This window comes from Sphingomonas sp. GW821-FHT02B09, assembly GCF_059421875.1.
In genome coordinates, this window is sequence record NZ_JBWKVV010000002.1 from 815,819 (window position 1) to 829,429 (window position 13,611).

At 68.0% G+C, this 13,611-nt stretch carries 15 protein-coding genes; 7 read left to right on the forward strand and 8 right to left on the reverse strand.

Translation table 11 applies throughout. From position 1 onward, the window contains the following. The first annotated feature begins 124 nt into the window (after nt 1–124). Nucleotides 125–1,024: an acetylglutamate kinase gene (argB, locus tag AC07U4_RS11730; RefSeq protein WP_495195522.1), complete on the forward strand. Its 900-nt coding sequence runs from the start codon at nt 125–127 to the stop codon at nt 1,022–1,024. Nucleotides 1,025–1,040: 16 nt separating this feature from the next. Here argB and AC07U4_RS11735 read toward each other — a convergent pair whose 3' ends face one another. Beyond that, a complete protein-coding gene (locus AC07U4_RS11735) occupies nt 1,041–1,448 on the reverse strand; it encodes a DUF4345 domain-containing protein (protein WP_495195523.1) in 408 nt (135 codons plus the stop codon). After that, on the reverse strand, nt 1,445–1,897 hold the full coding sequence (locus AC07U4_RS11740; protein ID WP_495195524.1) for a DUF2721 domain-containing protein: 453 nt from the start codon (nt 1,895–1,897) through the stop codon (nt 1,445–1,447). Before AC07U4_RS11740 ends, AC07U4_RS11735 begins: the two co-directional genes overlap by 4 nt. Nucleotides 1,898–1,992: 95 nt before the next feature. On the opposite strand from AC07U4_RS11740, the gene AC07U4_RS11745 reads away from it, so the two are divergent. The 3 genes from AC07U4_RS11745 to AC07U4_RS11755 all read left to right on the forward strand — a co-directional run bounded on the left by AC07U4_RS11745 (nt 1,993) and on the right by AC07U4_RS11755 (nt 4,006). After that, nucleotides 1,993–3,081: a GNAT family N-acetyltransferase gene (locus tag AC07U4_RS11745; RefSeq protein WP_495195525.1), complete on the forward strand. Its 1,089-nt coding sequence runs from the start codon at nt 1,993–1,995 to the stop codon at nt 3,079–3,081. Between the two features lie 36 nt (nt 3,082–3,117). Then, complete coding sequence (locus AC07U4_RS11750; protein WP_038663523.1) at nt 3,118–3,663, forward strand: 3'-5' exonuclease; 546 nt, start codon at nt 3,118–3,120, stop codon at nt 3,661–3,663. Between the two features lie 166 nt (nt 3,664–3,829). Further along, nucleotides 3,830–4,006, forward strand: a complete 177-nt coding sequence (locus AC07U4_RS11755) for a DUF4169 family protein (protein WP_081974428.1) — start codon at nt 3,830–3,832, stop codon at nt 4,004–4,006. A gap of 6 nt (nt 4,007–4,012) precedes the next feature. On the opposite strand, the gene AC07U4_RS11760 is transcribed toward AC07U4_RS11755, so the two are convergent. The 5 genes from AC07U4_RS11760 to cyoA are packed head-to-tail and all read right to left on the reverse strand — an operon-like array spanning nt 4,013 to nt 8,876. Then, nucleotides 4,013–4,657: an SURF1 family protein gene (locus tag AC07U4_RS11760; RefSeq protein WP_495195526.1), complete on the reverse strand. Its 645-nt coding sequence runs from the start codon at nt 4,655–4,657 to the stop codon at nt 4,013–4,015. A 38-nt stretch (nt 4,658–4,695) separates the two neighbouring features. After that, a complete protein-coding gene (gene cyoD / locus AC07U4_RS11765; RefSeq protein ID WP_038663518.1) occupies nt 4,696–5,088 on the reverse strand; it encodes a cytochrome o ubiquinol oxidase subunit IV in 393 nt (130 codons plus the stop codon). Then, nucleotides 5,085–5,714, reverse strand: a complete 630-nt coding sequence (cyoC, locus tag AC07U4_RS11770; RefSeq protein ID WP_038663515.1) for a cytochrome o ubiquinol oxidase subunit III — start codon at nt 5,712–5,714, stop codon at nt 5,085–5,087. Before cyoC ends, cyoD begins: the two co-directional genes overlap by 4 nt. A 5-nt stretch (nt 5,715–5,719) precedes the next feature. After that, nucleotides 5,720–7,732 (reverse strand): cytochrome o ubiquinol oxidase subunit I, encoded by a 2,013-nt coding sequence (gene cyoB, locus AC07U4_RS11775; RefSeq protein ID WP_495195527.1) that lies wholly within the window; start codon nt 7,730–7,732, stop codon nt 5,720–5,722. Between the two features lie 10 nt (nt 7,733–7,742). Continuing rightward, complete coding sequence (gene cyoA / locus AC07U4_RS11780; protein WP_495179330.1) at nt 7,743–8,876, reverse strand: ubiquinol oxidase subunit II; 1,134 nt, start codon at nt 8,874–8,876, stop codon at nt 7,743–7,745. 216 nt (nt 8,877–9,092) lie between these two features. Between cyoA and AC07U4_RS11785 the strand changes: the two genes are divergently transcribed. Further along, nucleotides 9,093–10,421, forward strand: a complete 1,329-nt coding sequence (locus AC07U4_RS11785) for an MFS transporter (RefSeq protein ID WP_038663507.1) — start codon at nt 9,093–9,095, stop codon at nt 10,419–10,421. A gap of 231 nt (nt 10,422–10,652) precedes the next feature. Here the strand turns inward: AC07U4_RS11785 and AC07U4_RS11790 are convergent, their stop codons facing one another. Continuing rightward, a complete protein-coding gene (locus AC07U4_RS11790; protein WP_495195528.1) occupies nt 10,653–11,396 on the reverse strand; it encodes an EF-hand domain-containing protein in 744 nt (247 codons plus the stop codon). Between the two features lie 125 nt (nt 11,397–11,521). Between AC07U4_RS11790 and AC07U4_RS11795 the strand changes: the two genes are divergently transcribed. Continuing rightward, nucleotides 11,522–12,253, forward strand: coding sequence for a response regulator (locus AC07U4_RS11795; protein WP_038667247.1), 732 nt, complete (start codon nt 11,522–11,524; stop codon nt 12,251–12,253). Beyond that, complete coding sequence (locus tag AC07U4_RS11800) at nt 12,250–13,596, forward strand: sensor histidine kinase (protein WP_137899087.1); 1,347 nt, start codon at nt 12,250–12,252, stop codon at nt 13,594–13,596. Before AC07U4_RS11795 ends, AC07U4_RS11800 begins: the two co-directional genes overlap by 4 nt. The last annotated feature ends 15 nt before the right edge of the window (nt 13,597–13,611 follow it).

A 13,611-nucleotide genomic window follows, 5' to 3' on the forward strand; every position in this document is an offset into this window, starting at 1 on the left:
ACGGATTGGGTGTGGAGAGGGCGAGGCTTGCACGATCCATCATTGGCCTGCTCCATATCCCCCGCATCGAAGCACTTGCCACAGAGGCTTTGAAGCCGGGCGATCCGCGGCTAAAGGCGCGCGCATGACCGACTCCATCGCCACCGCCGCGCTGCTCGCCAAGGCCGAGACGCTGACCGACGCGCTGCCCTATCTGCAGCGCTATGCGGGCAAGACCTTCGTGGTCAAATACGGCGGCCATGCGATGGGCGATCCCGAACTGGCGCGGGACTTTGCCGAGGATGTCGTGCTGCTCAAGGCGGTCGGCATCAACCCCGTCGTCGTCCATGGCGGCGGGCCGCAGATCGGCGCGATGCTCAAGCGACTCGGCGTCGAATCGCGCTTCGTCGACGGGCTGCGCGTCACCGATGCGGAGACGGCGCGGATCGCGGAAATGGTGCTCGCCGGGTCGATCAACAAGGAAATCGTCGCCTGGATCGGCCAGGCCGGCGGCCGCGCGGTCGGCATCTCGGGCAAGGACGCCAATCTCGTCACCGCCAAGAAGGTCGGGCGCGAGACGCCGGACACGTTGCAGGGGATCGAGCGGCACGTCGACCTCGGCTTCGTCGGCGAGCCGGTGGCGGTCGACCGGACGATCATCGATACGCTGTCGGCGAGCGGCATCATCCCGGTGATCGCGCCGATCGCGATGGGCGCCGATGGCCAGACCTACAATATCAACGCCGATACGATGGCGGGGGCGATCGCCGGGGCGCTCGGCGCGGCGCGCTTCTTCCTGCTCACCGACGTCGCGGGGGTGCTCGACAAGCAGAAGACGCTGCTGACCGATCTCGATCCGGCGCTGATCGCCGCGCTCAAGGCGGACGGCACGATCTCGGGCGGGATGATCCCTAAGGTCGAGACCTGCGTCGCCGCGGTCGAAGCGGGGGTGGATGCCGCGGTGATCCTCGACGGCCGCGTGCCGCATGCGATGCTGCTCGAGATCTTCACCTCGGAAGGCGCGGGGACGCTCGTCCACGCCTGAGTCCCGATTGGGCGGCTCAGTGCGCCGCCCGCCAGCGCCGCGCGAACGCCGCCTGCCAGAGCATCAGCAGCGGCACCGCGCCCAATTCCATCGCGAAGCCGAACAGATGGCCCGGCGACGGCGCACCGACCGTCACTAGCGACACGACGCGCGACAGGCCGCCCGCGACGACAAGCGCGCCGAGCAAGCGGAAACGCGGCCCGGTCGCCTCGATCCGCGGCACGCAGCTGGCGAAGGCGATGCCGACGCCGAGGAAGATGCCCGAGATATAACGGAAATGGCTGTCGAGGTCGGTCGGGATCACCGGCGGATGGCCGAGGAAGCCGGGACCGTGCAGCACGCTCTGCCCGCCGACCGACAGCGGTACGAAACAGGCGAGCGCCACCACCGCCTGCAATAGGCGCCGTTCGATGGCGGGGCTCACAGCAGCAGGTCCTTGCGGACGTGGATCGCGCGCAGCGACACGCGCACTTCCCACATAAAGGCGGTGAGGCAGCAGATCAGCAGCGCCACCGCGACGATGAAGGCGAGCGCGATCCACGTGCCGATGTGGAATTTGGCGATATTGGCGATGAACAGCAGCGCGATGACGACGCAGGCCATCACCGCGCTCGACACCGCGAGGAACAGCGCGGCGTTGATGATCGACATGCGCTCGTCGAGCAGCTTCAATTCCCAGATGTCGCGGACACGATCGGCGCCGGTTTCCGGACCGAGCACGCGCTCTTCGAGGATGCGGGCGCGGTCGATGACGCGGGCGAGCCGCCCGGCGAGGACGTTGAGGATCTGGCCGATCGCCGCCAGCATGAACACCGGCGCGAGCGACAGCTGGATCGTCTGCGCGATCGTCGAAACCTGGAAGAACACTGGCATGGCCCCATCATAGGGCGCGCCGCGCGAGGCGAAAGGGTGCACGGCTCGCCGCAATCTGCACCGATTGGTAAGGCGTGGCGGTTAGATGCGCCGGGGTGACCGAAGCGATGCTCCTTGCCGAATTCCAGCGGCTGCCGCCGGTGGCGCGCGCCACGATCGGCGATGGGCTGTCCGCGGCACTCGACGACGTCGCCGCGCGCGCCGCGGCGAGCCACGGTTTCCTGCGCTACGGCTGGTTCGCCGCGGCGCTAGGCGCTTATGGCGGGCGGGCGCGGACGCTGCTGGTCGAGGAGGACGGCGTGCCGACCTGCGCGCTGCCGTTCGTCGGCGTCGGGCCGGGCTGGGCGCGGCTGGCGGCGGTGCCGGGCAGCTATTGGCCGTTCCGCAGCTTTCCGCTCGCCGCCGGGGCAAGCGAGGCGACGCTGCGCGCGGCGCTGGCGACGCTGGCGGGCGCGGTCAACGGATTGCGGATCGGCCCGGTCTATGACGGCGATGCGGCGGCGGCACCGCTGATCGCGGCGGCGCGGGCGAGCGGCTGGGCGGTGCTCGACCGGTTCGTCGCCGACAGCTGGCTGCTCGACATGGCGGCGTTGCAGACGGAGGGATGGCCACGCGGCTCGACGCTGCGCAAGAACCGCTTCCACGAGAAGCATCTCGCCAGCCACGGCGTGACGGACTGGCGGTTCGTCAGCGGCGCGGACTGGCCGGCGGCGTTCGACGCACTCGCGCAGATCGAGGCGGTAAGCTGGATCGCGGCGCGCACCGATGGCTCCGACGCGAAGTTCACCACCACCGGCCACGGTGCCTTCTGGCGCGCGGCCTCGGCGGATCCGGTGATCGCCGGCATGTTGCGCGCGGCGTTGCTGACGATCGACGGCACGCCCGCAGCTTTCTCGTTCGACATCGATGCGGGCGACCTCAAATATGCGATCGCGAACAGCTACGACCCCGCTTACGCGAAACATTCGCCGGGCAAGTTGCTTTATTACCGCAATCTGGTCGAGGCGTTGGGCCGCGGCATCACCCGCGTCGATTGGGGTGCGGGCGACAGCGGCTACAAACAGGTGATCGGTGCCGACAAGGGGCCGGCGATCCGCGACTGGCTGCTGCTGCGGCCCGGACTGCCGGCGCTGGTCGGGCGGTTGGCGCGCGGCGCTTGGCGGCGATCGGGGCAGGGCGGCTAGACGCACCCCTTCGGCCTGCTTAGGCGTTGGCGGATCATGCTCGTATTCCTCGATTTCGAAGCCTCGTCGCTCGCCAAGCTGAGCTATCCGATCGAGGTCGCCTGGGTGTTCGAGGACGGGCGCGAGGAAAGCCATCTGATCCGGCCGGCGGCGCAATGGACCGACTGGGACGCGGCGGCCGAGGCGATCCACCACATCCCGCGCGCGCGGCTGGAGGCAGAGGGGACTCCGCACGACGTCGTCGCGCGGCGGATGATCGAGACGCTGACCGGGCACGACCTGTTCGCGAGCGCGCCGTCGTGGGACGGCAAATGGCTGAGCGCGCTGCTGCGTGCGGCGAAGCTGCCGCGCCACGCGCTGCGGTTGCGCGATACCGAGGACGCGCAGCGCGATACGGCGACGGCGATCCTGCGCGACGTCGTGCCGGCGGAGCTGCTCGGGCGTGCGGTGGCGGAGGTGGTGACGCTCGCCGAGGTGCGCGACCGCGACGTGCCGGCGCATCGCGCGCTGGCGGATGCGCGCGACGAATGGAAGCACTGGTGCGTGGTGAAGCGCGCGGCGGAAGCGCGGGCGGCCGAGTAAGTCCTCCCCCGCAAGGGGGAGGGGGACCGTTCGGCGTCAGTCGAATGGTGGAGGGGCAGGTAAGGGAGGGAGCTTCATTACAAAGCTCCCACCCTTACCTCCCCCTACGTCCCGGCTTCGCCGTGCCACCTCCCCCTGGCGGGGGAGGACTGATATGAGGCTCCCCATGGCCGAGATCATCAACCTGCGTCTGGCGCGCAAGGCGCGCGATCGTGCTGCCGCGACGCGGACCGCCGAAGCCAATCGCGCCAAATTCGGCCGCACGAAAGCCGAGCGTGCCGCCGACGTAGCCGAGCGCGAACGCGCGGAGCGGATCGTCGACGGCGCGAAGCTGGACGACTGACGCGGGTCAGCGCGGGCGGCGGACCCGCCACGCCATCAGCGCGACCAGTGCCGCCAGCCCGAACCAGGTCAGCGCATAGACCAGATGACTGTTGTGGAAGCGGACGACGGTAAGGCCGCCACGCGGCCAGCCGCTCTTCGGTTCACTGGCATCGATGAAATAGGGGGCCACCCGGCCGAGGTGCTTGGCCGCGGCGATTCCGGCGACGTCGCGCGAATACCAGCGGTCGGCGGCGGGGTCGTTGCTGCGGAGGAAGCCGCCGCCCGGCTCGGTGAGGCGGAGCAGGCCGCGCACCGTCTGCGGCGCGGGGGAGGGGGCGACGCGGCTGCGCTGCTCGCCGGGGACGAAACCGCGGTTGATCAGCAGCGCGAAACCGCGGTCGGTGTCGAAAGGGGTGAGTACCCAGAAGCCGCCGCCGAGTTCGGTCACGGCCTGCACATAGGTGTCGGCGCCGGTCCGGTAGTGACCGGTCGCGACGACCGGTCGATAGGCGTCGCCGGTGCCGAGGACGGGCCAGTCCGCCGGCCCCGACGCCGGAACCGGCGGGCTGGCGAGCTGGCGCTCGGTATGCGCGATCAGCGCGAGCTTCCACGTCCGCCGTTCGAGCTGCCAGATGCCGAGGCCGATCAGCAGCGCGATGACGACCAGCATGACGCCGGTCGCCCATCTCCGGCGGGACGCGGTGGTGCTCACATCGCGCCCGCGTCCATGCTGGGCATCATGTTCGTGTTCATATGATACATGACCCAGAGCGAGCCGGCGAGACAGATCGTCAGGACGATGATCGTGAAGATCAGCGCCATCAACGTCCAGCCATTCTCCGACTTGGAGTTCATGTGCAGGAAATAGATCATGTGGACGACGATCTGCACCAGCGCGAACACCATGACGATACCCGCGGTGATCCGCGCGTCGGCGATGACGCCGCTCATCACCAGCCCGAACGGAATGGCGGTGAGGATCACCGACAGGATGAAGCCGATCAGATAATCCTTGCGGCTGCCGTGCGCGCCTTCGGACGAATGACCGTGGCCGTGCGCGTTATCGTGCGCGTCGTGACCGTGATGCGTGTCCGCGCTCATCGCAGCACTCCCAGCAAATAGACGAAGGTGAAGACGCCGATCCAGATCACGTCGAGGAAGTGCCAGAACAGCGACAGGCATTGCAGACGACGCTGGTTGGCGGCGATCAGGCCCTTGCGGCCGACCTGCACCATCAGCGTCACCAGCCAGATGATGCCGAAGGTGACGTGCAGCCCGTGCGTGCCGACGAGGGTGAAGAAGGACGACAGGAAGGCGCTGCGCTGCGGCCCGGCGCCTTCGTGGATCAGCGTCGAGAATTCGTAGAGCTCGATGCAGAGGAAGGCGAGGCCGAACAGGCCGGTGATCGCCAGCCAGCCCTGCACGGCGCGGACCTTGCCGTCGTTCATCGCCAGCATGGCGAAGCCGTAGGTGATCGACGACAGCAGCAGCATCGAGGTGTTGAGCGCCACCAGTGGCAGCTCGAAGATCTCGTGCGGCTGCGGGCCGCCGGCATAGCTGCCGCCGTAGACGCCATAGGCCGCGAACAGCATGGCGAAGATCAGGCAGTCGCTCATCAGGTACAGCCAGAAGCCCAGCATCGTGCTGCCGCCGGCGTCGTGATGATGTTCGTCGGTCTCGTAGAAGACCGGGGCCTGTGTGCCCGGGGGAATGGTTGCTTCGCTCATGGTCCTCAGGCCCCCGCGACCGCTGCGTGCGTGATCAGCTGCCGGGTATGATCGTCCTCGGCGGCGGTGACTTCGGCAGCGGTGATGTAGAAATCGCGGTCATAGTTGAAGGTGTGGCCGATCGCGACCGCCAGCAATCCGACGAACGCCAGCGCGGCGAGCCACCAGATGTACCAGATCATCGCCAGGCCGACGACCATCGACAGGCCGGCCAGGATGATGCCGGCGCCGGTGTTGCGCGGCATGTGGATGTCGCGGAAGCCGGTGATCGGCCGTTCGGCGCCGTTCGACTTCATGTCGTACCAGGCGTCCAGGTCGCGGACGACGGGCGTGAAGGCGAAATTGTACGCCGGCGGCGGCGACGAGGTTGCCCATTCGAGGCTGCGGCCATTCCACGGATCACCGGTGAAGTCGCGCAGCGCCTCGCGGTTGCGGAAGCTGACGTAGAACTGGATCAGGAAGGCGGCGATGCCGACCGCGATCATCGCGGCGCCGATCGCGGCGATGATGAACCAGATCTGCAGCGACGGGTCCTCGAAGTGGCGCAGGCGACGCGTCACGCCCATCAGGCCGAGTACGTAGAGCGGCATGAACGCGACATAGAAGCCGATGACCCAGAACCAGAAGCTGATCGTGCCCCACTTCTTGTCGAGCTTGAAGCCGAACGCCTTCGGGAACCAATAGTTGATCCCGGCGAACATACCGAACAGCACGCCGCCGATGATCACGTTGTGGAAGTGCGCGATCAGGAACAGCGAGTTGTGCAGCACGAAATCGGCGGGCGGTACGGCGAGCAATACGCCGGTCATGCCGCCGATGACGAAGGTGATCATGAACGCGATCGTCCACATCATCGGCAGTTCGAAGCGGATCCGGCCCTTGTACATCGTGAACAGCCAGTTGAAGATCTTGGCCCCGGTCGGGATCGAGATGATCATCGTGGTGATGCCGAAGAACGAATTGACGCTCGCGCCCGACCCCATGGTGAAGAAGTGGTGCAGCCAGACGAGATAGGCGAGGATGGTGATGACCAGCAGCGCGTAGACCATCGACGTATAGCCGAAGAGGCGCTTGCCGCAGAAGGTCGAGGTGACCTCGCTGAACACGCCGAACGCCGGCAGGATCAGGATGTAGACCTCCGGGTGGCCCCAGATCCAGATCATGTTGACGTACATCATGGGGTTGCCGCCCATGGTGTTGGTGAAGAAGTGCGTGCCGACGTAGCGGTCGAGGCTGAGCATCGCGAGCACCGCGGTCAGCACCGGGAAAGCGGCGACGATCAGCACGTTGGTGGCGAGCGCCGACCAGGTGAAGATCGGCATCTTCATCAGGCTCATGCCCGGCGCACGCATCTTGACGATCGTCGCGAGCAGGTTGACGCCCGACAGCAAGGTTCCGACGCCGGCGATCTGCAGCGACCAGATGTAATAGTCGACACCGACATCGGGCGAGTAATCGAGCCCCGACAGCGGCGCCATCGCCAGCCAGCCGGTGCGGGCGAACTCGCCGACGAACAGGCTGGCCATGACGATCGCGGCACCCGCGGCGGTCATCCAGAAGCTGAAATTGTTGAGGAACGGGAAGGAGACGTCACGCGCGCCGATCTGGAGCGGGACGACGTAGTTCATCAACCCGGTGACGAAGGGCATCGCCACGAAGAAGATCATGATGACGCCGTGCGCGGTGAACACCTGGTCGTAATGGTGCGCGGGCAGGAAGCCCTCGTTGGGGCCGAACGCCATCGCCTGCTGCGCGCGCATCATGATCGCGTCGGAGAAGCCGCGCAGCAGCATGACGATACCGAGGATCATGTACATGATCCCGATCTTCTTGTGGTCGACCGAGGTGAACCATTCCTTCCACAGATAGCCCCAGACCTTGAAATAGGTCAGTGCGGCGATCAGCGCGGCGCCACCCATCGCGACGACCGCGAAGGTGCCGATCAGGATCGGTTCGTGGATCGGGAAACTCTCGAGCGTCAGGCGCCCGAAAATCGTCTTGAGCAAAGCATCGGACATCAGGTCGGTCCTACGAACGGGCGGCGGCGGTGAGGCCGGTCAGCATGGCGGGCAGCGGGGCGGCGGAGGTCATCGAGCGATTGTCTTCGTTGCCAGGTTTGTTGCTGCCGGGCGGGGCGGGACGGGGGGCGTTACGGTGCGGGCTGCTGCCCTTCTCCTCGGGCTCCTTCTGCAAGGCGCCCTTCGATTCGCTGCCACGCATATGGCCGCTGTCGTTGACCGGGCTGCCGTGCCCGCTGTCGCGATGCGGGTCCCTGGCGCCGTCCTTCATCATCGTCGCCTGCATGCAGGTCTCGCCCGGCTTGGTGCACATGCCGAGGATGCGGTCGAACAATTGCGGCTGGAACGCGGCGTAGCGGATCGCCGGCACCTTCTCGCTCGGCTTTTCGAGCTGGACATAGGTCGCCATGTCGAGCTTCGCCGGCGCGCTGCGCGCCTCCGAGGCCCATTTGGCAAAGCCGGCATCGTCGACGCTGTCGACGGTGAAGTGCATGTCGGAGAAGCCGGCACCGCTATAGTTGGCGGACAGGCCCTCGAACCGGCCCGGCTTGTTGAGCACGGCATGCAGCCGCGTCTCCATGCCCGGCATCGAATAGATCATGCCGGCCATCGCGGGGACGTAGAAGGTGTTCATCACCGACGACGAGGTGATGCGGAAGCGGACCTGGCGGTTCATCGGCAGGACCAGCTCGTTGACCGTCGCCACGCCCTGTTCGGGGTAGATGAACAGCCACTTCCAGTCGAGCGACACCACCTGGATCTCCAGCGGCTTGTCGGTCTTGGCCAGCACCTTGCCCGGCTCCAGCCGTGCCAGCGGACGATAGGGATCGAGCGCATGGGTGCTGATCCAGGTCAGCGCGCCGAGCGCGATGACGATCATCAGCGGCGCCGACCAGATGATCAGCTCCAGCCCGGTCGAATGGTCCCAATGCGGCTCGTAATCCGCCTCTTCGTTCGTGTGGCGGTATTTCCACGCGAACAGGATGGTCAGCGCGATCACCGGGACGATGATCAGCAGCATCAGGCCGGTCGACCACAGGATCAGATTGGCCTGCTGCCGCGCGACATCGCCGGACGGGTTCATCACCACCCAGTCGCACCCGCCCAGCAGGGCAGGCGCAAGGAGTGCGACGGCAGTGCGCATGGCGCGTGCCGGACGGGGCGGGAGGGGGGAGAACGGGAAGGTTCGCATCGTCAGGTCCGGTACGCCTGTGTGCTGCACCGCAAAATAGGACATTTTGTCCTATCCCCGTGCGCAGCCGGCTGCGGTAAGGGGTCATGTTGGCGCTGCGTCCGAAACCGGGTGCGGCGCGTTGATGACCGACGGCCCTCGGGCTGCGAGACGACAGGACTGCGATACATGTCAGTGGCTTCCGCCCATTCCGGATCGCTCGAACGCGATGCACGTGCCGTCAACACGCAGGGGGACCATGAGGTCCACCCGGGCGAGATCGCGATCGGCGTCATCATCGGGCGCACGTCGGAATTCTTCGACTTCTTCTGCTATGCGATCGCCTCGGTCATCGTCTTTCCGGCGCTGGTCTTCCCGTACGTCGACCGGCTGACCGGCACGCTCTATTCGTTCGCGCTGTTCCCGCTGGCGTTCATCGCCCGCCCGATCGGCACGCAGATCTTCATGTGGGTCGATCGCGAACACGGCCGCGGCACCAAGCTGACGATCGCGCTGTTCCTGCTCGGCACCTCGACCGTGTCGCTCGCCTTCCTGCCCGGCTATGCCGAGGTCGGCGTGTGGTCGGCGATCCTGCTCGCCGCCTTCCGCATCGGCCAGGGTCTCGCGCTTGGCGGTGCCTGGGACGGTCTCGCCTCGCTGCTCGCGCTCAACGCGCCGCCGGAGAAGCGCGGCTGGTATGCGATGGTGCCGCAGCTTGGCGCGCCGCTCGGGCTGATCGTGGCGAGCGCCTTGTTCGCCTTCCTGCTCGCCAATATGGAGGGCATCGACTTCCTGTCGTGGGGCTGGCGCTATCCGTTCTTCGTCGCCTTTGCGCTCAACGTGGTGGCGCTGTTCGCGCGGCTGCGCATCGTCGTGACGCCGGAATACAGCCGGCTGTTCGAGACGCGCGAGCTGACCCCGTCGCGCGTCACCGCGACGGTCAAGGCGCAGTGGCGCAACATCGTCATCGGCGCCTTCGCGCCGCTCGCCAGTTTCGCGCTGTTCCATATGGTGACGGTGTTCCCGCTGTCGTGGATCGCGCTCTACACCAACGAGGATATCGCGCGCTTCCTGGGGATCGAGATCATCGGCGCCTTCTTCGGGCTCGGCGCGGTGGTGATTTCGGGCCTGCTCGCCGACCGGATCGGGCGGCGTTCGGTGCTCGGCTATACCGCGGCGGCGATCGCGGTGTTCAGCGGCTTCGCGCCGCAGCTGCTCGCCGGTGGCGATGCGGGCGAGCTGGCGTTCATGATCGGCGGCTTCGTGCTGCTCGGCCTGTCGTTCGGCCAGTCGTCGGGCGCGGTGACCAACAATTTCCCCAAGCGGGCGCGCTATACCGGTGCGGCGCTGACGTCGGACCTCGCGTGGCTGTTCGGCGCGGGCTTCGCGCCGCTCGCCGCGCTGGTGCTGGCGAGCCAGTTCGGGCTCCTGGCGGCGGGCGGGTACCTGCTGTCGGGCGCGTTCGCGACGCTGGTGGCGCTGGGGCTCAACAAGGAGCTGGCGCGGCGGCTGGATTGATCCGCCGGCGGGGGTGACCTCCGGCGGTTATCGCATATGGCTTCGCCGCTGAGGTTCGACCGGCTTCCTCGTTGGATTCGTCACCCCGGACTCGTTCCGGGGTCCCGCTTCTTCGGACGGTGAGAAGAAGCGGGATGCCGGATCAAGTCCGGCATGACGAAAAATGGATGCCGTCTCAGCACCTTGAATGGCCATCTGCGATGGGCCTCCCCCGCTAAAGCGAGGGAGGAATCAGTCCCGGCCGAGGCCGGTCATGTCGCCGCCGGGGCCGGTGCCTGCGCCGCCGAAGCCGCCGCCGGCGCCGCCCATGCCGCCACCGCGGCGGCCGCCGCCGCCGTGATGGCCGCCACCACCGCCGCCACGTTCGCCGCCGCCGCGGCTCATCGCCGCGGCGCGGCCGGTGACGTGGGGCAATTCGTCCCAGCTCAATTTGCCGTCGTGATTCTTGTCGAGCGAGGCGAAGCGCTTGTCGGCGGCGTCGGCGAATTCGCGGGCGTCGACGCCGCGGTTGAAGTTGCGGTCCGCGGCGGTGACCGGCTCGGGGAGCTGGAAATAGCTGAAGCGCGCCGCGCCGAGCTTGCCGGCGTCATAGGCAGGCGCCTTGCCGCCGCCGTCCGAATCGGAACTGCTCGCGATCACCCCCGGCCCGCCGCTGCCCGAGCGCACCTCCGGCGCGATCGTGCTTTCGTAATAATCGATGTCGTCGGGGTCGATTTCGCCGTCGTGCTTGCGGTCGAGCGTCGCGAAGAAGCGACTGGCGTCGGCCTGGAACTCCGCGCGGGTGATCGCGCCGTCCTTGTTGGCGTCGGCCGCGTCGAACCACGCGCGTTCGGGATCGGGCGCGGCGTCGTCGCCGTGGAACGGCTGGCCCATCGGACTGATGAAGGTGCGGCGGTTGCCGTGGGCGGGCGGCTGTTGGGCGGCGACCGGCACGGCGGTGCAGGCGAGCAGGGCGATGACGATGGTGCGATTCATGGCGGTTCCCCGGGTGAACGACACTGTGAACCAGCCCAATGTTGCAGTTGGATGTCCACGACCGGCGCAACCCGATATCATGCGGTTATCCGGCGGAAACAATTCGGCGCCAAGAGAGGGCGATGATGAGCCAACAGCATAATGCAGGGGCATCGGGGGACGAACCGGCGGCGATCCTGGTGGTCGACGACGATCGCGAGATCCGCACCCTGCTGACCCAGAGCCTCGGCGCGCGCGGCTATCGCGTGCAGGCCGCCGCCAACACCCGCGAGATGGACGCGGTGCTGGAGCGCGACCGGATCGACGCGGTGCTGCTCGACGTGATGATGCCGGGGGAGGACGGCATCTCCGCCTGCCGCCGCATCACCCGCGACGGCGGCCCGGCGGTCATCATGCTGAGCGCTCTGGGCGAGGAACGCGACCGCATCGTCGGGCTGGAGATCGGTGCGAGCCATTATCTCACCAAGCCGTGCAGCGCGCGCGAGGTGATCGCCACCGTCCGCGCCGCGCTGCGCAGCCGGCAGCAGGCCGAGCCCGCCGACCGGTCGCGGCTGAGCTTCGACGGCTGGACGATGGACCTGATGGCGCATGAATTGTTCGACACGCAGGGCGTGCTGGTCGGCCTGACCGACGGCGAGTTCGCGCTGCTGCGCGTCTTCGCCGAGCGGCCGCGGCGGGTGTTGTCGCGCGAGTTGCTGCTCGAGGCGGCGCGCGGTCCCAACAGCGAGGCGTTCGATCGCGCGATCGACGTGCAGATCAGCCGGCTGCGGCGCAAGCTGCGCAGCGGCGGCGACGACATCATCCGTACCATCCGCAACGAAGGCTATCTGTTCGTGCCGGCGGTGGCGCGGACATGAGCTGGCGGCCGGCGTCCCGACTGGGGATCGGCTGGGTCGCCAAGTCGCTGTTCTGGCGCGTCTTCCTCGTGATGCTGCTGAGCGTCGCGACGGTGCAGGCGCTCAACGTCGCGCTGGTCGTGTTCATCACCCCGCCGACGCCGCGCATCTTCTCGGTGCCGCAGGTCGCCACCGCGCTGCGCACCGGCCGCGATGCGACCGGCGAGGTGCTGGTGACGCGCGAGGCCAGCAATCCCGCGCCTTACGATGCGCGCGGTGCGCGGATCCGGCGGCTGATGGCGGCGCAGCTCGAACTGCCGCTCGACCTCGTCCACGTCCATTTCGGCGGGCCGCCGCCGATCGTCTTCGGGCCGATGCCGCGGCGCGAGGGCTATCCCGAACGGGCGCGCTCGCCCGATGCGCGCAACCAGATCCTGTTCGGGCGCTTCACCGTCTCGGTCCATCAGCCCGACGGCAGCTGGCGGATCGCGCGGGCGGCGCGCACCGGCTTCGAAAGCTGGCGATGGCGGGCGTTCCTGTGGCTGCTGGCGGCGCTGGTCGCGATCGCGCCCTTCGCCTGGCTGCTGGCGCGGCGGCTGACCAAGCCGATCGCCGCCTTCGGCGCGGCGGCGGAGCGGCTCGGCCGCGATCCGCGCGCGGCGCCGTTGCCGCTCGGCGGGCCGGCGGAGATCGCCGACGCGGCGGCGGCGTTCAATCGCATGCAGGCGCGGCTCAACCGCTATGTCGAGGATCGCACGATGATGATCGCGGCGATCGCGCACGACCTGCGCACGCCGCTGATGCGGCTGGGCCTGCGGCTGGAGCGCGCGCCCGAGCCGCTGCGCAGCGCCAGCGAGGCGGACATCCGCGACATGCAGGCGATGATCCAGGCGGCGCTCGGCTTCTTCCGCGACGGCAACCAGATCGGCGAGCGGCGCCGGCTCGACCTGCGCTCGCTGGTCGAGAGCGTCACCGACGAACTGGAGGATCGCGGCGAGCCGGTGACGCTCCACGACGGCGAGCCGCTGGTGATCGAGGGCGATGCGGCGGGGCTGAAATCGCTGATCGCCAATCTGGTCGGCAATGCGCTCAAATATGGCGGCGATGCCGAGGTGATGCTGGGCCGGATCGACGGCCATGCGCTGATCGAGGTGCGCGACCATGGTCCCGGCATCGCGCCCGAGGATCTGCATCGCCTGTTCGAGCCCTTCTTCCGCGGCGAGCGGTCGCGCAACCGCGATACCGGCGGGATCGGGCTGGGGCTGAGCAGCGTGCGCGGCGTCGCGCGCGCGCACGGCGGCGACGCGACGATCGCCAACCATCCCGACGGCGGCGCGATCGCGCGGGTGACGTTGCCGGTGTAGGGGCAGGTCTCTGCC

Excerpts from the sequence above, each read along its gene's own strand:
- argB (WP_495195522.1), top strand. The coding sequence starts at position 125 with ATGACCGACTCCATCGCCACCGCCGCGCTGCTCGCCAAGGCCGAGACG.
- AC07U4_RS11740 (WP_495195524.1), bottom strand. The coding sequence starts at position 1,897 with ATGCCAGTGTTCTTCCAGGTTTCGACGATCGCGCAGACGATCCAGCTG.
- AC07U4_RS11750 (WP_038663523.1), top strand. The coding sequence starts at position 3,118 with ATGCTCGTATTCCTCGATTTCGAAGCCTCGTCGCTCGCCAAGCTGAGC.
- AC07U4_RS11755 (WP_081974428.1), top strand. The coding sequence starts at position 3,830 with ATGGCCGAGATCATCAACCTGCGTCTGGCGCGCAAGGCGCGCGATCGT.
- AC07U4_RS11760 (WP_495195526.1), bottom strand. The coding sequence starts at position 4,657 with ATGCTGGTCGTCATCGCGCTGCTGATCGGCCTCGGCATCTGGCAGCTC.
- cyoD (WP_038663518.1), bottom strand. The coding sequence starts at position 5,088 with ATGAGCGCGGACACGCATCACGGTCACGACGCGCACGATAACGCGCAC.
- cyoC (WP_038663515.1), bottom strand. The coding sequence starts at position 5,714 with ATGAGCGAAGCAACCATTCCCCCGGGCACACAGGCCCCGGTCTTCTAC.
- cyoB (WP_495195527.1), bottom strand. The coding sequence starts at position 7,732 with ATGTCCGATGCTTTGCTCAAGACGATTTTCGGGCGCCTGACGCTCGAG.
- cyoA (WP_495179330.1), bottom strand. The coding sequence starts at position 8,876 with ATGCGCACTGCCGTCGCACTCCTTGCGCCTGCCCTGCTGGGCGGGTGC.
- AC07U4_RS11785 (WP_038663507.1), top strand. The coding sequence starts at position 9,093 with ATGTCAGTGGCTTCCGCCCATTCCGGATCGCTCGAACGCGATGCACGT.
- AC07U4_RS11790 (WP_495195528.1), bottom strand. The coding sequence starts at position 11,396 with ATGAATCGCACCATCGTCATCGCCCTGCTCGCCTGCACCGCCGTGCCG.
- AC07U4_RS11795 (WP_038667247.1), top strand. The coding sequence starts at position 11,522 with ATGAGCCAACAGCATAATGCAGGGGCATCGGGGGACGAACCGGCGGCG.
- AC07U4_RS11800 (WP_137899087.1), top strand. The coding sequence starts at position 12,250 with ATGAGCTGGCGGCCGGCGTCCCGACTGGGGATCGGCTGGGTCGCCAAG.